Raw genomic sequence first — 17176 nt, 5'->3', positions numbered from 1 at the left:
GACGCGGAAATTTGAAGTGCGGTACAGAAGGAGCAAAAAGCGGTTCAAGTCGGCCGGCTCCGAGACCGGCCTTTTGCAGAAGATCGACTCGCTCGATTTCAAGGATATCGAAGGCAAACCGTTTTATGAGCCGACGACCGAGCTTTCAGTAATCTGTAACCTGACCGCGGGCGAGTTTTCGGTCGTGCTTTTGCCGACCAGCCAGCAAGATAAGTATCGCTGGCACATATTTGCTTACAACAACGAAACAAAACTCGTTGAGATTACAAGCATTCAAGCTTCCGACGAAGGGCTGTTCGACATTCAGGACCAGGCCGTTCAGGATCCGACGATGCGGTCGGTACCCGGAATCATCAGACACAAGCTTGATTTCAAGGACGCCGCCTTCTCAAGAGGGTTGACGGCGACGAGGTACGAGGTTCAGCGGGCGACCCAGACCGATACCGGTACGCAGCTGATCCGCGATTCGATCCGCGTCATGGCGGCCTTTGTCACGACCGCCGGCAATACCGTCGCCGTGAGCTTTTCTGTCGCCACCGACGGAACCTTGTCGCAGATCGCGGAGACCCCTTCGGCGACCGAACAACTCCGCTTTACCCCAAAGGCGGTTCTGCTGCCGTTCAACGATCTGGACGATATCGTGGCGCGTGTCGACGAACCTCTGCCGAAGGGCGCGATTCAGGCGATCAGACAGGGCGACGACGAAAAAGAATTGCTTACCATCGGGACCGCGGACGCCCCGGGCGTAAAGCCGGCGGATTCCGTTAAACTTTCCTCGATCGCCGATTTCAACAAGGTGTTTCAAACGGTGATGACGATCGATGAGAATACGTTTGAAGTCTCGCCGCCGTCTGCCGCAATCGGCAATTGGGAACTTGTTCCCGAGGATCCGAAGACGCTTTATGAGGAATGATAACCGGCTATCGGACGGTTGACGGGCGTTTGCGGATAACGGCGGTCAATCATGGCCTCGAGACCGGAGACAGGGTCCGGATTACGGGTACGAGGGACTATTCGGGCGTGTATTCCGTCAAATCGGTCGGCAACCGCGAGATAACATTCGAAAGCACTTCATGGGAGACCGGATCCGCGATCAACGTCGGAAAGATCCGGGACAACCGACGGCACTCATTGGTGTTCGACGGCGTTGACGATTATGTCCAGCTCCCGGCCATGACATTCGATTTCGCGAAAGGGGTTACGCTCGAAGCCTGGGTTCGCTATTACAGCTTGCGCAATTGGTCGCGTATTCTCGACTTCGGAAACGGACAAGGCAATCTCAACATCGTTCTCGCGAACACCGACGTGTCGGGCGAACTCAGATTCTTCATCGACAATGAGGAATCAGTGGCCTACGTCAGTGTTTCGGCTCCCGATGCACTGCCGCTCGATAGCTGGATTCACGTTGCGGCAACGGTCGAGCCGTCGGGAAAGGCGACGCTCTACACGGACGGAGTCGAATTGGCATCGGGCATGCTGGAAGGGACTCCCGAGCCGGTCAGCCGAACCCAAAATTACATCGGAAAAAGCAATTGGGAAGGGGACGAATTTTTCGAAGGACAAATCGCCGACGTTCGGATCTGGAGTCGGGCACTGAGCGGCGATGAGATCCGGAACAACATGTACCGTCCGCTGACCGGTCAGGAGAAGGATCTTCGCGGTTTTTGGCGTCTGAACGGAATCGCGGATGCGCAAACTCCGGACTTCTCGGGATTCGGGAACGACGGCGTTGTCTTTGGAGGTGCGTACATCAGCGGCAGCCGCATCGGCCGCGACGTTTCGGTACCGTTCGGTTCCGGCGCCACCCCGAAATCACAACCGGCGACGCGCTTTGATAACGACAACCTGATCGCCGTCACCTCGGGCGCCGTCTATACCGAGGAATTCGAGTTTCGCGTGTGGGGCACGAGGGGCGATCCGGTCGAACCGCCGGTGAACCCGTTTGAAATCATTTGGCGCGGCAAACAGACACGCGCTTCGCTTGAATGGAGCGAAATCAAGCCGTTAGATTCGACGGCGATCGAGAACATCGGCGTGTATTGGTACAAGGCAAGCGCCCGCTTCCGGGTTCCGGACGGGATCAGATTCGTCCGCCAGTTCGGAATCGCAAAAGTGACTGGCAAATGGTCTGAGATCGAGATCAGAAAGCACGCGATCGTGATGATTTCGGATACTGTCACAATGGTCACTTATTCCGATTCCGCGAATCTTGAGACATTGACCGATCCGTCCAACGAAAATCGCGATACGTGTCGGCTGATCGCCCGATATGAATTGCGGCAGGCGCGTCTCGAGATTCAACGCCGGTCATTGGCGGCCGCCGCCGCCGACAGCAGCCCTGCCGCTTTGCAACGCAAGATTGACGAAAAGACAAAGTTCCTCGAAGTTCTCCAACTTGAAATCGACCGCTGGTCCGAACGCCTGGGATGGGCACGTCAGAACCTCGAGGACATCAAGAAAAAAGTCACCGTGTTCTGGAGGGAAAATTACACCGCCGAATCATTGGTGCTCGACGTTGGATCGTATCGTGATCTCGGCGCCTACTACAATGAGGTTCGCGGCAGAGATTGGGGAAAAGAAATCTGTTCCGTGAAGGTTCCCGACGGTCTCTGTTTGACTCTTTATGAAAACATGGACTTCGATGGTGAGAGTCTTCCGTTGACTTCCGATACCCCGCGGCTTCGTCCGTATCGTCTGTCCCGACGAGATACAAGCTGGCACGATGAAGCGTTGTCTCTAGCGGTGCATGTCAGAAATGGCTCATCCGATGCCGAGGAAGTAGAGCGTGACATCAACCTGCGTCAGGTCGCGTTGGAGGTTCGTGAGAGGGGCGAAGCAGGACGCACGGGAGGCGATTGAGCAATTAAAGGTAGCGCTGGATGACCCGGGCAATCCGTCGCGGCGCCTGGAACAGGTCAACGATGATCTCGGAAAGATACAGATCCCGGCGCTCTCGGAATTTCCGGGGACGCAGGCGCAGTCGATGCCGACTATCAAAAGATTCAAGGGACTCGGAACACCGGCCGCGGTGATTGCGTTCGTGAAGCCGACAGGCAGACTGCATGCTCTCGAAACCTGCGAAGGCAACGTACAGCTGGCATATTTCGATGAAAACGGCCGGATGCGCCAGACCAATTTTGACGCAACCGTGGATTCGGCCAACGCCTTTTCCGAGCAGTGGATCGTGGATCCGATCGTCCGCTCGTGCCTCGATTTTTCGGGTGGACAGTCTTTGACTCTCGATGAATCGGTTGAGCTCGGGAGACGAATGGACGGCCGAAGCCTGGTTTTTCTATCCTTTGCCCGACAACGGCGGCCAGTGGAGGCTGTTTTCGGCCAAGAGTAAAGACGATCCGGTGATCGTAGTGAAATCCGGCGATGAAGAAAGGCTCGGCTTGAAGGTCGACGGCAGATTCTTCGACAGCGCCTTCGATATGAAGGAGCTTTCAATCGGTTGGCATCATTTGGCGGCGGTTGCCAACGAGGACGGGACTACATTTTACATCGACGGGCAAAACGTCGGCACGGCAGAGGCCAAATCAAGCGAAGACATTTACGGCATTTGCAGCAATCTCGACGGGCCCGGACAATCGTTCGGAAAGGTGGCCGAAGTGCGAATCTGGGAAAACGCGCTGAGCTCCGAAGAGATTCTCGCGAACAGCGTGACGACGCTTACCGGCAACGAAGCGGGTCTCGTCGCCTATCTTCCGATGACCGATGGCTTGGGCCAATCAGTAACGGATAGAAGCGGGAAACCGTCATGACGGAACCGTCGTCGGAATCCCCGCTTGGGTGGCTTGCACGGCTCCGATCGGGCATTTCGGGCACCAGGTAGTTCGGTTTGACATGGCTTCCGACAGCATCAACCTTCCGCACTTTGGAGCCGGTGCTTTCAATCAGAATCAGATCACTTATGAAGCGTGGGTTCGCTACGACGATCAGCGTAGCCGGATTCGAGTCGTTACTTTTGAGAATTCAACCACGTCCGATAGCATCGCCCTGATCGTTGACGGGAATACCGACAATTTGACGATTGAGGTCGCCAACGCCGAATCGCAAAAGCAGATTTCGGCCGACAACGCGCTGAAATGCGGCGAATGGCAGCATCTTGCCGTGACCCTCGACCCGTCAGGGAACGCAGAACTATTCGTCAACGGAATCATGGTGAAATCCGGAATAGTCCACGCACCGCCCGACGTCGATTTTGATTCGAACTTCATTGGGAAGGGATTCGCGGAATCAGGCGAGACGTACAGTGTTTTGATCGCCGAGATTCGCATTTGGAACATTATCAGAACCGTGGATGAGATTCGCAACGGTATGTCGCGGCGCTTGTCGGATGATGTCGACGGACTGGTTAGTTATTGGCCGCTTGACCAGCATTCGCTCAAGAAGTCATCCGCGTCCGGGGATCCGATAACGGTTAAGGACAAAGTTGAAACGTGGGACGACGGAACGTTGGCCGGCGAATCGTTCCTGATGATCAGCAACACGCTTCCGATAAGCGGTAACACGCTCGCATGTGCGGAATACGCGACAATCGGCGTAGATCTTCGGACTCAAAAAAAGACATCGGTCATGCGGCGCGGTTTTCTCTCGACGTCTCCGGGCCGTATCGATCTGATTTCCGGAAAACGTGTCGAATCGCTGGAGTTGGTCTGGATCGGGAACGGACAATTCGAACCGACTTTGCTGGGCTATATCGAAGGCCCGCCGCCGGTGCCGAGCGAGAATCTGACGATCGAAGAGAATTACAATGGCGCGGCGTCGGTCGAATTGTCGCTGTCTGAGGACATGGAATACACCTGGCAGCGCTCCGACGACCTTGGATTCGGTGTCAAGCTTGATGCGTTTCTGGGCGTCGACACCGAGGTTGAAGCCGTCACTACCGCGCTTGGAGTCGGAACGGCGGAAAAACTGTTGGAAATACGGGGCGGATACGCCGGAAACTTAGAAACCGGCTACCAGTTTCAGAATGAGAGCACCATAACTGCCGGGTCCGGAAGAAAGATGGCGGATCGGCTTGAACTTTGCGGCACCCGCGAGACTGAAGCGAAATTTCCGCAACTCGGCAAGCGCTTTATTCCGAAAAACGTCGGTTATGCGCTCGTCGTTTCGTCTCCCGCCGACGTTTTCGTATCGCGTCTCGCGCGAACCAGGAAGATGATCAGTTACCTCGTCTTGCCGATCGAGGGAATTCCAATCGACGTCAACACCGTGACCTTCATGATCAATCCGGCATACACGATGAGCGGCAGTCTCGACGGCATGACGGGAAGCGTCGCCACCAGTCAGCGATTTTTCCGGCACGTCCCCGAAATGCGGGCGCAGGTCGGCTCGCTTTATCCCGCAAGCTATTTCAGATTGCGGGAAGCATATGATCTGAAGAGTCAGATCGAAAAGCAGGACAAACAGCGCGAATCATATTTCGCCCAGTTCAATTCGGGCCTGCTCGACGCGCCGTCCCTAAATCGTGAGATCGAGAAAGGGCCGGCGCCGGTTACCGCCGAACTTGATCGCGATGGTGACAAGAAAGTGGAGGCGGCCGACGGTGCGACGGTGGCCGCCTCCGCACAGCTCATTGAATGAAACGCAGGACAAGGCCAAAGCGGACCTCGGATCGCAAAAACAAAGGCGGTCGAAAAGCAGAACGAGATCAAGGACAAGATCAAGGATATTCAGGTGCAGGCGCACGCTTCGGCCGCGTTTTCGAGTTGGCAGCGAAAAATGGAGAATATTCCAGATCCGCGCGGGAAAGCGGAACATCGTCAACAATTACGTCTGGGACGCCGACGGCGGGTTGCGATCGGAGGCACAAACTTTTGCGAGTACGGCCGAGCATACGATCGGCGGGTCTTTCAGCATGAACGCGGCACTCGGCCATCAGAGTTCGCTCAATGTAATATCGGCCGCCGTCGATCTTTCGCTCCAGGGCACCGTCTCGCTTGCGCTGACAATGAGCAAGACTCAGAAAATCAGTCGCGGCGTGGAACTGAACATCGACATGAGCGAGATCGAATCGCGCGGAGTCACGAACTACAATGATTCACCGATTCAGCCCGGCGAAAAGGTCGATCGTTTCCGATTTATGAGTTATTACCTTGAAGGGAGCACGAAGAATTTCGATGATTTCTTCGAATATGTCGTCGACCCGGAATGGCTGGCGAGCAACGATGAAGAAGCGCGTGCGTTGCGCCAGGCGCAGAAGTTCGCCAACAAGGCCTGGCGCGTGCTTCACCGCGTGACGTACGTCGAGCGTCCTGCGCTGGCCGATTTTGGCCGTGACGTGCGGTCGGTGACGGCATCGCAGGGCGGCGCGCTCGAGACCGATTTGAGTAGCCTTCGTGACAAGATCCGGCAGTTGCAAAAGGAAAATACGGAAATCAAAGACTTGCTGAACCAGATTCTTCAGAAGGTTTCGAGGCAGTGAATCGAACTGTCCGCGCAGCGGCGCAGAGCTGAAAAAAGTGACGCGGCGCGAATCGGGGTGTCACAATCCGAATTCATTTCAACATGCGTTTTAATCGTCACGGATCGTCACATCGCGTGACAATGAGCAAGACTCAGAAAATCAGTCGCGGCGTGGAACTGAACATCGACATGAGCGAGATCGAATCGCGCGGAGTCACGAACTACAATGATTCACCGATTCAGCCCGGCGAAAAGGTCGATCGTTTCCGATTTATGAGTTATTACCTTGAAGGGAGCACGAAGAATTTCGATGATTTCTTCGAATATGTCGTCGACCCGGAATGGCTGGCGAGCAACGATGAAGAAGCGCGTGCGTTGCGCCAGGCGCAGAAGTTCGCCAACAAGGCCTGGCGCGTGCTTCACCGCGTGACGTACGTCGAGCGTCCTGCGCTGGCCGATTTTGGCCGTGACGTGCGGTCGGTGACGGCATCGCAGGGCGGCGCGCTCGAGACCGATTTGAGTAGCCTTCGTGACAAGATCCGGCAGTTGCAAAAGGAAAATACGGAAATCAAAGACTTGCTGAACCAGATTCTTCAGAAGGTTTCGAGGCAGTGAATCGAACTGTCCGCGCAGCGGCGCAGAGCTGAAAAAAGTGACGCGGCGCGAATCGGGGTGTCACAATCCGAATTCATTTCAACATGCGTTTTAATCGTCACGGATCGTCACATCGCGTGATGTTATAAAGACGGTTTCTCCCCAGTCAGTGTTATGCTGACGAGTATTCAAGGTCTCTTCGTGTCGAAGATAAGGAGAAACCGTTATGGAAGTATACTACGGAGTCGACTTTCATCCACATCAGCAGACGATCTGCTGGCTGGATGACGGGACGGGGAATTGAAAACAAGAACGATATTCCACAAGAACCGTGAGGAGTTGGCCGGGTTTTACCGGGAGATGCCGAAGGGAACGGTCGGCATCGAGGCGACTGGGAAGGCCGACTGGTTCGAGGAACTGATGTTTGAAAACGGACACAAGTTGCTGGTAGGCAATTCGGGTTTGATAAGGAAGAGGGCGGAGTCGCGGCACAAGTCGGATACGCGGGACGCGGAGAACATCCTGACGCTGTTGATGAGGCAGGATTTCCCGGCGCTTTGGAGAAGGAGCCGGGAGAGCGTGGCGATCCTTGAGATGATCCGGCTGAGGTCGGGGCTGGTGAGGCAGCGGACGCAGGTTTACAACCGGCTGCAGGCGCTGGCGCACGATTTCGGGCTGCCGAAAGGGGAGGATGGGGACGCAAGCGTACCGGGGAGACCCTGGAGGCGGTGCCGGCCGATCCGCGCAAGGCGCTGCGGCGGGAGATCCTGCTGCGGACGGCAGAGCAGCTGAGCGGGAACATCCGCGAGATCGAGCGCCGGCTTGAGGAAGAAGGCGGGATCGATCCGCGGGTGGCGTTGCTGAGGACGCAGGCCGGGGTCGGCATCCTGACGGCGCTTTGCCTGATCCATACGCTGGGCGAGGTCGCGCGCTTTTCCTCGTCGAGGCAGGTGGTTGCGTTCGCGGGACTTTGCCCGCTTGAGAAGAGCTCAGGAGCCCGGGTAGCTTCGGCGGGATCAGCCGTGCGGGGTCGCCGCTGCTGCGCTACATGCTCGGGCAGGCGGCGAACGCGGCGGCCCGGAGGGACGAACGGCTGAGGGCGTTCTACCGGAGACTCGCCAGAAAGAAAACCAGGCGGGTGGCGAAAACGGCCGTCACCCGAAAGCTTCTTGTCAAACTCTCGGTCATGTTGCGGGAGAACATCACCGCACGGGAGTTTGACATGCGTGGCAGCACAGCCGGAGATACCCGTGGTGAAACAAGGTCTGAAATGACCGTCGCGTGATTGGGTTATCCGGCCTTCTGCCCGTTCGGGGGCAGATGTGCGAAGCAACATCAAGGGAAGAAGTCCCGGGAAACGGGCCTTCGCCAATACCCGGATAGATGAATGAGTGGACCGCGCCGAACGGGGTCACAAGCCGAAAGGCTTTGCTCGCAAAGCGCCTGGCCGCGCCAACAGGCGGCAGGTGGCAAACAGAAAGAAACGAAAAACAACCGGCAGCGAGGATGATCTTGAATGGACAAAGGCACTTTCTTCGACGCCCCCGGATCGGGGAGCGCCGGAGGTGTGTCCGGGCGGCGAGCGGTGCCGGCCGGTCTGGTCGAACCCGAAGAAGGCTATGGAAATGCCGCTCATGTGGAAATTGAGGAAAAACAAAAAACGTTTTCCCTCAATTCCCACAATCGCTTGGAAAAGCCAAAAAGCGGCTTTTCCACATTCCCACAGCCACGGCTGCTGGGTATAAATCATTGAAAACCAAAGACAAAGACAGATCAATTCTCGGGACAGCAACATCTGACACTGCCCCGGAGATAAGGATAATGACGACGAACCTTGAAACCGGAACCGAACTTTCTTTCACCAATATCATTGGCGAACCGCAAAGTTCACTTCCGAACTTGACACCGAAACCGTCTTTATAGATGTTTCACACGCTCTGGAATCGGTTTACGTTGAAACACCAGGCTTGGCTTCGCCGGCGCCTGGTGCTATCGATACGGCGCGTGCTTCGCGCGCTTCGGTGGCGTGTGCGAATACGCGTTCACGCCTGAAGGCGTAACTCTGACGGGTACGTGTTCACGCCTGAAGGCGTAACTCTGACGAAATCCCAAATCCCAAATCCCCAATCCGAAATCGGATCATTCTTCCCACGTATCGACGCCTTCGCGTTCGACGTGATAGCCGACCTTTTGCAGATGCCTGACGACGTCGTTTCCGTGGCCGTCGTCGCGGACCTCGAGGAGCGCTTCGATCCCGACATAGCCGAGCGGCGCGAGCCACATCGCGCGTCGGTGATAGACCTCGATCACGTTGGCGCGCGTTTCGGCGATGCATTTCGTCAGCGTCGCGAGCATTCCGGGCCGGTCGGCGACAAGCACCTTGAGCATTATGTAGCGGCCCTGGCGCACCAGAACCTGCTCGAGAACGCGCGTCAGCAAGTTCGCGTCGATGTTGCCGCCGCACAACACGGTGCAGACCACATCGTCCGGCTTGACCTTGATCTTTCCGGCGAGCAATGCCGCCACTCCGGCCGCGCCTGCACCCTCGACGACCAGCCGGTTGTTCGTCACCGAATGATGGATCGCGCGCGCGATCTCTTCTTCCGAAACTTCAACGACCTCGTCGACATACTCCTTGATGATCGGCAACGTCAGCTCGCCCGGACGCTTGACCGCGATGCCGTCGGCGATCGTCGGCAAGGCCTTGAATTCGATCGGCTTTCCGGCCTTTAACGATTGGTTGACCGAGCCGCAGTGCGCGGCCTGTACGCCGACGACGCGCACGTTCGGCAACAGATTCTTGACCGCGATCGCGATTCCGGAAATGATCCCGCCACCGCCGATCGGCACGACGACGAGCGTCGCTTGCGGAAGGTCCTCGACGATCTCCCAGCCAATAGTTCCCTGTCCGGCGATGATGCTGTAATCCTCGAACGCGTGCACATATGTCGAGCCTTGTTCCTTTTGTAGTTCCTTTGAGTAGGCGACCGCCTCGTCAAAGCTTCCGCCCTTCAGGATCACTTCCGCGCCCTGCGCTTTGGTCGCCGTGACCTTTGTGAGCGGTGCCGCTTCCGGCAACACGATCGTCGCCTTGATTCCCTGCAGGCGCGCCGCCATCGCCACGCCCTGCGCGTGGTTCCCCGCCGAAGCGGCGATCACGCCGCGCTCCTTTTCTTCCGCCGAAAGGCGCGAGATCTTGTTGTACGCGCCGCGCATCTTGAACGAACCGCTGCGCTGCAGGCATTCGGCCTTGAGAAACGCTTTCGCGCCGATCTCGATCGAGAGCTTTTCATCCGGAGAGGATCGGTGTCGGGATGATAATGCCATTCAGTATCTTTCGGGCTTCCTGGATGTCGGTAAGTTTCACGCTCATAAGTTCCGAAGATTATACGCCGAAAAAGGGTTTTCGATGAAGAGCGTTGAATTCAAAAAAGAAGTCCGGTGACAGAACGTCGGTAAACGTCTGATGTTTTAACTCGTTGCGGAAGATCTGCGGCATCGGGGAAGGGATTCGTTCTTCGGGCGATGACTTCCATTCTTTTGGGCTGCCGCGGCCGATCGAGATTTCGCCGAAAACAAATGCAATTCGTTTCGAATCTGCGATATATTTAATACATAACTTTAGAAAAGGGAGGAAATTATGGAAATCGGTATCGGCCTTGGGTTTATTTTCCTGGCATTCATCGGACTCGCACTGCTCGTCGTCGCGGCGAAGACGATCAAGATCGTTCCGCAATCGAGCGTTTTACTCATTGAGCGCCTCGGCAAGTTTCATCGGCTTGCGACCAGCGGACTGAACATCATCGTTCCGTTTTTTGAGTCGCCGCGCGCGGTTTACTGGACCAACGTTCGGCCCGGATTGACGTCGATCGATCTTCGCGAACAGTACATCGACCTTCCTCCGCAACCGGTCATCACGCGCGACAACGTGACGATCAACGTCGACTCGGTCGTCTACTGGCAGATCACGGATCCGATCAAGGGCGTCTACGAGGTCACCGACCTTATCGGAGGTCTCGTCCAGCTGACGATCACCGGAATGCGTTCCGTGATGGGCGAGATGGACCTCGACCACACGCTCTCGTCGCGCGATCAGATCAACAACAAACTTCGTTTGATCCTCGACGAAGCGACCGACAAATGGGGCGTCAAAGTCACGCGCGTCGATGTCAAGAACATCAACCCGCCGGAAGACGTGAGGATCACGATGGAAAAGCAGATGACCGCCGAACGCAACCGTCGCGCGCTCATCCTGACGGCCGAGGGCGACCGCCAGGCGGCGATCACGCGTGCCGAAGGCGAAAAGCAGGCGGCGATCACGCGCTCGGAAGGTTTGAAGGAATCGGCGATCCTCGAAGCCGAGGGTGCGGCGCAGGCGCGGCTGCGAAACGCGACGGCGGAAGCACAATCGATCGCGCAGATAGCGCAAACGATCGGAAGCGCGGCCGAAACGGCCCAATACCTGATCACGGCGCGCTACATCGAGTCTTTGCGCGATATGTCGCGGTCGCAGAATTCGAAGGTCATCTTTATGCCGGTGGAAACGTCGAGTATGCTCTCGAGCATCGGCGCCTTCAAGGAAGTTTTCGCCGAAACCGGCGAGAAGAAGGAACAGCTTCCGAGTCCGCCGAAGTCGCCGCGCGAACTGAACCGGTAGGAGTATTGAATATGTCGAACAAAGGGTTATTAGGGTTGGCCGTCGTATTGATCGGCGGCATATACGCGGTCTTTGCCTTCGGCTTGAGGACGGTTCCGGCCGTTCCTCCGGTCGAAACGTCGGTCCACGACTTCACGATGAAGAATATCGACGGCCGTGAGGTCAAGCTGGATGAGTACAAAGACAAGGTCGTGTTGATCGTCAACACCGCGAGCAAATGCGGTTTGACGCCTCAGTATGAAGGGTTGCAGAACCTTTACGACAAATACAAGGACAAGGGCTTTTTCGTTCTCGGTTTTCCAGCCAACAATTTTATGGGCCAGGAACCCGGAACGGAACAGGAGATCAAGGAATTCTGCACTCTGAAGTATAAGGTGACGTTTCCGATGTTCTCCAAGATCTCGGTCAAGGGCGACGACCAGCACGCGCTTTACCGGTATTTGACCGGTCAAAAGGACTTCGGTGGCGACATCACGTGGAACTTCGAGAAATTCCTGGTCGACGGCAACGGGCGCGTCATTGCCCGCTTCAGCCCGTCGACCAAACCGGACGACCCGGCCCTCGTCGCGGCTGTTGAAAAAGCCCTGAAATAGAAACTGTCAGGCGGTTCTGAAACCGAATCGCTCGACGATCTTGTAAGTTGAACCGTTCGAATCGACGAGACTCTCGTAAACCGTTACACCGGAAACACCGAACTCGTCCGATTCGAACTTTTTCAATATGCCGCGACGCCAACGCGGACGCCGTTCGAGGATCACGTACCCGACCGATCGTCAGGTGCGACGTGAAACGCCGCGTTTCCCTTCGAAACCCTAGTTTTTCGCACTCCGTTTCGAATCGCCCGTGCAGTCGGGCGAGCGTTGAAACGTCACCGTTTACTCCGAGCCAGAGAATTCTTGGATTTCTCGCATCGGGAAACGCGCCGGTTCCGCAGATCGACAGTTTGAACGGCGGGAATTCCGCAGCGATCTTTTGCGCGGTGTCGCGGATCGAGTCCAATTGCCGCTCGGCGGTGTCGCCGAGGAATTTCAGCGTCAAATGCAGCTTTTCCGACCGTTCCCAACCGACCCGCAAGCCCGGAAACTCCGAACGCAGTTCGCGCGCGTAGACGGCCGCTGCCGAGCGCGCGTCGTCAGAGATATCGATCGCCAGAAATATGCGTTTCATACGAACGTTTCAAATTTACCATTAACAATTTGCGATTAACGATTAGGAAAGCGTTTCTGCTAAAATCTTCTCCGAAATGAGTCTCATCAAAGTTCTTCTGGCCATATTGATCGTTGCTGTCATCGCCGTCGGCGGAATTTCTTGGTGGCTTTACAGTTCGCTCAATCAGCCGGTGCAGCATTCGAGATCGAACGAGTTCATCAATATCCCGAAGGGCTCGACGCCGAACGAGATCGTCAACAAACTCGCCGCCGAGGGCGTCATCGCAAGTCCGACGGCGACGAAGATCTATTTGCGAGCCTTCGGCGACGCTTCGAAGCTCAAGGCCGGAGATTATCAGTTCACCTCGCCGATCACCCCGCTGCAGGTGCTCAAGGAACTTGAAAAGGGCGAGGAGCGAACGATCAAGCTGACGATTCCCGAGGGCTGGACGCGTTTTTGATATTGCCAAACGCGTCGCGGAAAAGTTCCCGGTCGACCCGCCAATGGACGAAAAATCGGTGCTCCTCTTGATGGACGACGTCTCGCTGATCAAGGACATCGATCCGACCGCGAAGAATCTCGAAGGCTATATGTATCCGAGCACCTATAGTTTTCCGATCGGGACGGAGCCTAAAGACGTCATCAAGAAGATGGTCGATCAGTTTCGCAAGACCTGGAAACCGGAATGGAACGACCGCGCGAAGACCCTCGGACGGACGCCGCATGAGGTCGTTACGATCGCATCGCTGATCGAGACCGAGTCGAAATTCGACGCCGAGCGCCAGATCGTCGCCTCCGTGATCTACAATCGCCTGGGCAAAGGAATGGCGCTCGGAATCGATCAAACCGCGGTTTACATTGCGAAAATGGAAAATCGCTGGGACGGCACGATCCACAAGAGCGATCTTGAGTCGAACTCGCCGTACAATACGCGGAAGTTTTCTGGAATCCCGCCCGGTCCGATCTCGAGCGTCAGCGAATCGGCGCTCGAAGCGGCGCTCAACCCGAAGCAGACGGACTATATTTTTTATGTCCTCAACGTCGAGAAAAACGATGGCTCGCATCATTTTTATGCCTCGGCCGCAGAATTCGAGCGCGGCAAAGCGGCGTATCAGATCTGGCTCGAAGAACAGCGAAAGAAGAAACGCGCCAGCGGTGAGCAGTGAGCGGGACTCGGTGCATAGTGCTAAGTGCACAGTTCATAGTGGACACGGACTTGAAACATCTTGAACTCTCGACTTTGCACTATGCACTTTGCGTTATGCACTATCCTAACTACTGATGATCAAACTTCTCGCACTCGATCTCGACGGAACCTTGCTTGACTCGCGCGGGGCGATCCCGATTGCCAACAAACGGGCAATCCGGCGCGCCGAGGAGAAAGGCGTGCTCGTGACGATCGCTACCGGAAGACGCTTTCGCGATGCACGTCCGGTGGCGCTCGAGATCGGCTTCAACGCCCCGATCGTGACGCACAACGGCGCGATGCTCAAATTCGCCGAATCGCTCGAAACCGTCGATGTTTCGCTGATCGCGACCGAAACCGTTCGCGAGATCCTTCGCGTCGGACGCGATTTCGGCGGCGATGCATTGATTTCGGCCGATCCGAATGGGAAAGGCACGCTGCTCTACGACGTCATTTCGGCCGAGAACATCCCGCTCCAGAAGTACGTCGCCTGGTCGCGGCTGCTGCACGGCGACGAAGCCGAGGAGGCGATCCATCACGTCGAACGCCTCGAGGACGCGCTCGACGCGGCCGAGGTCATCCACGTATCCTTTTCCGGACACTGCAGCGCGATGTTCGATCTCGAGCGTGTGCTCGAGGACGAACTCGGCGAGACGGTCAATATTTGGCGACCATTTATCCGCATCTCGACTTCACGCTGCTCGACATCCTTCCGCCGAATGCGTCGAAAGCCACCGGCGTTCACAAGTTGGCGATGGCGCACGGATTCTCGCACGAAGAGGTGATGGTCTGCGGCGACAATTTCAACGATCTGGAAATGCTCGAATACGCCGGAACGTCGGTCGTGATGGGCAACGCGTCACCCGAGTTGAAGGATCGCGAAGAGTTTTTCGTGACCGCGAACAATGACGAAAACGGCGTCGCCGCGGCAATTGAGCGGTTCATTCTGAGGGAAACCGGAAGCCCCTGACTCACAGCTTGAAGCCCGCAGCCCGAGGCTGGAATCTATCCGTCAACGGAACGAAGTTCCGCCGTTTCAAATCGAACAATTTGTTACTATAATCAAACCTTAATCATTTTGACTTCATAAATTACAGGAGACTATCAATGGCGAACAGAACGGCAGTTATCGAAACGAACAAGGGAACGATCAAATTCGAACTTCTTGAAGAGGACGCGCCGAAGACGACCGAGAATTTTCGGCTCTTGGCGGAAAAGAACTATTATGACGGGGTCATTTTTCACCGCGTTATCAAGAATTTTATGATTCAGGGCGGCGACCCGCTCGGCGAGGGTTACGGCGGTGAATCTGCCTGGGGCGGAAAGTTTGACGACGAGATCAACAAATCATCGTCGCTTTACGGCGGCTCGTACGAACGCGGCACGGTCGCGATGGCCAATTCCGGACCGAACACCAACGGATCGCAGTTTTTCATTATGCACATCGATTATCCGTTGCCCCCGAGCTACACGAAATTCGGCAAGGTCATCGAAGGCCAGGACGTCGTCAACGCGATCGCCGAGGTCGAAACCGGCTACGGAGACAAACCGGTCGAGCCGGTCGTGATGGAACGTTTACATCGAAGGCTAAAACGTTTGGATTTTGGATTTTGGATTTTAGATTTTAGATTCTGGGTTTCGAAAAGTGAAAATTCGAATTTGGAATCTGGAATTTGGAATTTGGAATAGCCAAAATCCAAAATCCAAAATCGAATGCGGTGTGTTGTTCAGCGCGTTTCGCGCGCGAGGTCACGGTTGACGGCGAGGTAACGGGAGAGATCGGTCGCGGTCTCCTCGTCCTGCTTGGCGTTTCGGCGCGACGATTCGAGGCTGAAGCGCTGTTTCTCGTCGACAAGACGCTGAATCTGCGGATATTTGAGGACGACGAGGACCGGATGAACCTCTCCTGCTCGAAGTTGGGGGCGAACTTCTCGTCGTTTCGCAGTTCACGCTTTACGGCGACGCGCGGCGGGACGCCGGCCATCGTTCATCGCCGCCGCGGCCCCGGACGATGCCAACCGGCTCTATGAGTTCTTCGTCGCTGAGGCAAGAAAACAGGTCATAAAAGTGGAGACCGGCCGCTTTCAGGCAATGATGGATGTCGAACTGGTCAACGACGGCCCGGTTACGATCCTGCTTGACAGCGACCGTCAATTTTAGGAAGAATTTGAAATTTATGTTTAAGAAATCATTGGTCTTAACCGTCATTTGCGCGATCGCCCTGACAGCGGCGTGCGCTGACAAATCGACAAACACGGCGACGAACAAGAAGCCGTCAAACACGAATACGGCTTCCCAGATTATAAGAAGGGCGTCACCCCCGTTGCCGACAACGAGATCGCGGTCTTCGAAATGGAGGAACCTGCCTACGGCACGATCAAGATGGAGCTTTACTCGAATGTTGCGCCGCTGATGGTCGCGCGGTTCAAGGAACCCATCAAGGAAGGCTATTACAACGGCATCGCCTTCCACCGCGTCAACGCGAGCGTCATTCAGGCGGGAAACGCCGACACCAAGGTCGGTGCGAAACCGCAGCCCGGAAAGGAAGGCGATTCGGGCAAGCCGAACGTCACGGCGGAGTTTTCCGACATCCCGTACGACACGGGCATTCTTGGCGCGGCGCGCCTCGGAAACGACGTCAATTCGGCGAATTCCCAATTTTTCATCACGCTCAAACGCGAACCCGCGTTCGACAAGAATTACACGATCTTCGGCAAGGTCATCGACGGTATGAACAATGTCCGGACCATCGCGGGCGTCCCGAAAAACGGTGAAGCGACCGACGCAGTCAGGATCAAGTCAGCGACGATCAAGCGAAGTGATTGAAAAGGCAAGGAACAAAAGGAGCAAAGGAAAAGGCGAAGGCAAGGAAAGGAGTTGGACCCTCTCGTGTTTGCCTTTTGCCTTTATTATTTGCCTTTTCTCCCCCTTGCCCCACTCTTCCTTTTTCCTTCCCCTCCCCTTTGCTTTGCCTTTTCCCCTTTCCCCTTTTGCCTTTTCCCCTTTCCCCCTTTTTGCCTTCTGCCTTTCCCTTTTCCCTTCCCTTTCCCGGCTTTTTGGTCATCGGACTCTCCGTGCTCGCGTAGCTCAGTGCCGGGATAGAGCGTTCCCGCCTCCGGAGCGAAAGGTCGCAAGGTTCGATCCCCGCCGCGAGTATTTTCCATTTTGACCAAGCTTTC

General features: G+C 56.0%; 18 protein-coding genes, 1 tRNA gene and 3 pseudogenes. 18 read left to right on the top strand and 4 right to left on the bottom strand.

The genetic code is table 11. The annotated features are described in order from the left end of the window. Positions 1 to 16: 16 nt before the first annotated feature. The 9 genes from IPN69_02190 (at position 17) to IPN69_02150 (ending at position 8290) form a co-directional block, all read left to right on the top strand. Positions 17 to 913, top strand: coding sequence for a hypothetical protein (locus IPN69_02190; GenBank protein ID MBK8809522.1), 897 nt, complete (start codon positions 17 to 19; stop codon positions 911 to 913). Next, positions 910 to 2859, top strand: a complete 1950-nt coding sequence (locus IPN69_02185) for a LamG domain-containing protein (protein ID MBK8809521.1) — start codon at positions 910 to 912, stop codon at positions 2857 to 2859. Before IPN69_02190 ends, IPN69_02185 begins: the two co-directional genes overlap by 4 nt. 383 nt (positions 2860 to 3242) lie before the next feature. Beyond that, positions 3243 to 3764 (top strand): LamG domain-containing protein, encoded by a 522-nt coding sequence (locus IPN69_02180; protein MBK8809520.1) that lies wholly within the window; start codon positions 3243 to 3245, stop codon positions 3762 to 3764. 82 nt (positions 3765 to 3846) lie between these two features. After that, positions 3847 to 5589 (top strand): LamG domain-containing protein, encoded by a 1743-nt coding sequence (locus IPN69_02175; protein ID MBK8809519.1) that lies wholly within the window; start codon positions 3847 to 3849, stop codon positions 5587 to 5589. 274 nt (positions 5590 to 5863) lie between these two features. After that, entirely contained in the window at positions 5864 to 6430 is a 567-nt protein-coding gene (locus IPN69_02170) for a hypothetical protein (GenBank protein MBK8809518.1), read from the top strand. Positions 6431 to 6552: 122 nt separating this feature from the next. Continuing rightward, complete coding sequence (locus tag IPN69_02165) at positions 6553 to 7026, top strand: hypothetical protein (protein MBK8809517.1); 474 nt, start codon at positions 6553 to 6555, stop codon at positions 7024 to 7026. A gap of 279 nt (positions 7027 to 7305) precedes the next feature. Then, on the top strand, positions 7306 to 7797 hold the full coding sequence (locus tag IPN69_02160; GenBank protein MBK8809516.1) for a transposase: 492 nt from the start codon (positions 7306 to 7308) through the stop codon (positions 7795 to 7797). Continuing rightward, positions 7734 to 8102: an IS110 family transposase gene (locus IPN69_02155; GenBank protein MBK8809515.1), complete on the top strand. Its 369-nt coding sequence runs from the start codon at positions 7734 to 7736 to the stop codon at positions 8100 to 8102. Before IPN69_02160 ends, IPN69_02155 begins: the two co-directional genes overlap by 64 nt. After that, entirely contained in the window at positions 8054 to 8290 is a 237-nt protein-coding gene (locus IPN69_02150) for a hypothetical protein (protein MBK8809514.1), read from the top strand. The genes IPN69_02155 and IPN69_02150 overlap by 49 nt, the downstream gene beginning before the upstream one ends. Before the next feature lie 126 nt (positions 8291 to 8416). Here the strand turns inward: IPN69_02150 and IPN69_02145 are convergent, their stop codons facing one another. Both IPN69_02145 and IPN69_02140 read right to left on the bottom strand, forming a co-directional pair. Then, positions 8417 to 8755 (bottom strand): hypothetical protein, encoded by a 339-nt coding sequence (locus IPN69_02145; GenBank protein ID MBK8809513.1) that lies wholly within the window; start codon positions 8753 to 8755, stop codon positions 8417 to 8419. Positions 8756 to 9144: 389 nt separating this feature from the next. Further along, positions 9145 to 10378, bottom strand: a pseudogene (locus tag IPN69_02140) (threonine ammonia-lyase). A 267-nt stretch (positions 10379 to 10645) separates the two neighbouring features. On the opposite strand from IPN69_02140, the gene IPN69_02135 reads away from it, so the two are divergent. Both IPN69_02135 and IPN69_02130 read left to right on the top strand, forming a co-directional pair. Then, positions 10646 to 11662 (top strand): SPFH/Band 7/PHB domain protein, encoded by a 1017-nt coding sequence (locus IPN69_02135; GenBank protein ID MBK8809512.1) that lies wholly within the window; start codon positions 10646 to 10648, stop codon positions 11660 to 11662. Between the two features lie 11 nt (positions 11663 to 11673). Continuing rightward, positions 11674 to 12255, top strand: a complete 582-nt coding sequence (locus IPN69_02130) for a glutathione peroxidase (GenBank protein ID MBK8809511.1) — start codon at positions 11674 to 11676, stop codon at positions 12253 to 12255. Here the strand turns inward: IPN69_02130 and thpR are convergent. Next, entirely contained in the window at positions 12191 to 12829 is a 639-nt protein-coding gene (gene thpR / locus IPN69_02125) for an RNA 2',3'-cyclic phosphodiesterase (protein MBK8809510.1), read from the bottom strand. The two genes, IPN69_02130 and thpR, sit on opposite strands and share 65 nt — an antisense overlap. A gap of 76 nt (positions 12830 to 12905) precedes the next feature. Here thpR and mltG point away from each other — a divergent pair. From mltG to IPN69_02095, 6 genes and pseudogenes are all read left to right on the top strand, one after another. Then, positions 12906 to 13977: pseudogene (gene mltG, locus IPN69_02120) on the top strand (endolytic transglycosylase MltG). Positions 13978 to 14089: 112 nt separating this feature from the next. Beyond that, the gene (locus tag IPN69_02115; GenBank protein ID MBK8809509.1) at positions 14090 to 14782 is read left to right on the top strand and encodes an HAD family phosphatase; all 693 of its coding nucleotides are present in this window, start codon (positions 14090 to 14092) and stop codon (positions 14780 to 14782) included. Next, positions 14752 to 14967 (top strand): HAD hydrolase family protein, encoded by a 216-nt coding sequence (locus IPN69_02110; protein MBK8809508.1) that lies wholly within the window; start codon positions 14752 to 14754, stop codon positions 14965 to 14967. The genes IPN69_02115 and IPN69_02110 overlap by 31 nt, the downstream gene beginning before the upstream one ends. A 137-nt stretch (positions 14968 to 15104) precedes the next feature. Then, a complete protein-coding gene (locus IPN69_02105; protein MBK8809507.1) occupies positions 15105 to 15686 on the top strand; it encodes a peptidylprolyl isomerase in 582 nt (193 codons plus the stop codon). A 24-nt stretch (positions 15687 to 15710) separates the two neighbouring features. Continuing rightward, a pseudogene (locus tag IPN69_02100) lies at positions 15711 to 16157 on the top strand (D-tyrosyl-tRNA(Tyr) deacylase). Positions 16158 to 16349: 192 nt separating this feature from the next. Continuing rightward, positions 16350 to 16823 carry a peptidylprolyl isomerase gene (locus IPN69_02095; GenBank protein ID MBK8809506.1) on the top strand — a complete coding sequence of 158 codons (474 nt, stop codon included), beginning with the start codon at positions 16350 to 16352 and terminating at the stop codon, positions 16821 to 16823. Here IPN69_02095 and IPN69_02090 read toward each other — a convergent pair. Beyond that, positions 16807 to 17061 (bottom strand): hypothetical protein, encoded by a 255-nt coding sequence (locus IPN69_02090; protein MBK8809505.1) that lies wholly within the window; start codon positions 17059 to 17061, stop codon positions 16807 to 16809. The genes IPN69_02095 and IPN69_02090 overlap by 17 nt on opposite strands. Before the next feature lie 12 nt (positions 17062 to 17073). On the opposite strand from IPN69_02090, the gene IPN69_02085 reads away from it, so the two are divergent. Continuing rightward, a tRNA-Arg gene (locus tag IPN69_02085) sits at positions 17074 to 17153 on the top strand. The last annotated feature ends 23 nt before the right edge of the window (positions 17154 to 17176 follow it).

The sequence above is a fragment of the Acidobacteriota bacterium genome, from assembly GCA_016715115.1.
Classification (GTDB): domain Bacteria; phylum Acidobacteriota; class Blastocatellia; order Pyrinomonadales; family Pyrinomonadaceae; genus JAFDVJ01.
Note: the sequence above shows the minus strand (reverse complement) of the source record. Positions and strands in the feature narration are given on the sequence as shown.

What these genes read in the sequence shown, in the direction of transcription:
- IPN69_02135 (MBK8809512.1), top strand. Translation starts at nt 10,646, where the DNA reads ATGGAAATCGGTATCGGCCTTGGGTTTATTTTCCTGGCATTCATCGGA.
- IPN69_02110 (MBK8809508.1), top strand. Translation starts at nt 14,752, where the DNA reads ATGGCGCACGGATTCTCGCACGAAGAGGTGATGGTCTGCGGCGACAAT.
- IPN69_02105 (MBK8809507.1), top strand. Translation starts at nt 15,105, where the DNA reads ATGGCGAACAGAACGGCAGTTATCGAAACGAACAAGGGAACGATCAAA.
- IPN69_02185 (MBK8809521.1), top strand. Translation starts at nt 910, where the DNA reads ATGATAACCGGCTATCGGACGGTTGACGGGCGTTTGCGGATAACGGCG.
- thpR (MBK8809510.1), bottom strand. Translation starts at nt 12,829, where the DNA reads ATGAAACGCATATTTCTGGCGATCGATATCTCTGACGACGCGCGCTCG.
- IPN69_02095 (MBK8809506.1), top strand. Translation starts at nt 16,350, where the DNA reads ATGGAGGAACCTGCCTACGGCACGATCAAGATGGAGCTTTACTCGAAT.
- IPN69_02150 (MBK8809514.1), top strand. Translation starts at nt 8,054, where the DNA reads ATGCTCGGGCAGGCGGCGAACGCGGCGGCCCGGAGGGACGAACGGCTG.
- IPN69_02130 (MBK8809511.1), top strand. Translation starts at nt 11,674, where the DNA reads ATGTCGAACAAAGGGTTATTAGGGTTGGCCGTCGTATTGATCGGCGGC.
- IPN69_02180 (MBK8809520.1), top strand. Translation starts at nt 3,243, where the DNA reads ATGAATCGGTTGAGCTCGGGAGACGAATGGACGGCCGAAGCCTGGTTT.
- IPN69_02165 (MBK8809517.1), top strand. Translation starts at nt 6,553, where the DNA reads ATGAGCAAGACTCAGAAAATCAGTCGCGGCGTGGAACTGAACATCGAC.
- IPN69_02145 (MBK8809513.1), bottom strand. Translation starts at nt 8,755, where the DNA reads ATGATTTATACCCAGCAGCCGTGGCTGTGGGAATGTGGAAAAGCCGCT.
- IPN69_02090 (MBK8809505.1), bottom strand. Translation starts at nt 17,061, where the DNA reads ATGACCAAAAAGCCGGGAAAGGGAAGGGAAAAGGGAAAGGCAGAAGGC.
- IPN69_02170 (MBK8809518.1), top strand. Translation starts at nt 5,864, where the DNA reads ATGAACGCGGCACTCGGCCATCAGAGTTCGCTCAATGTAATATCGGCC.
- IPN69_02175 (MBK8809519.1), top strand. Translation starts at nt 3,847, where the DNA reads ATGGCTTCCGACAGCATCAACCTTCCGCACTTTGGAGCCGGTGCTTTC.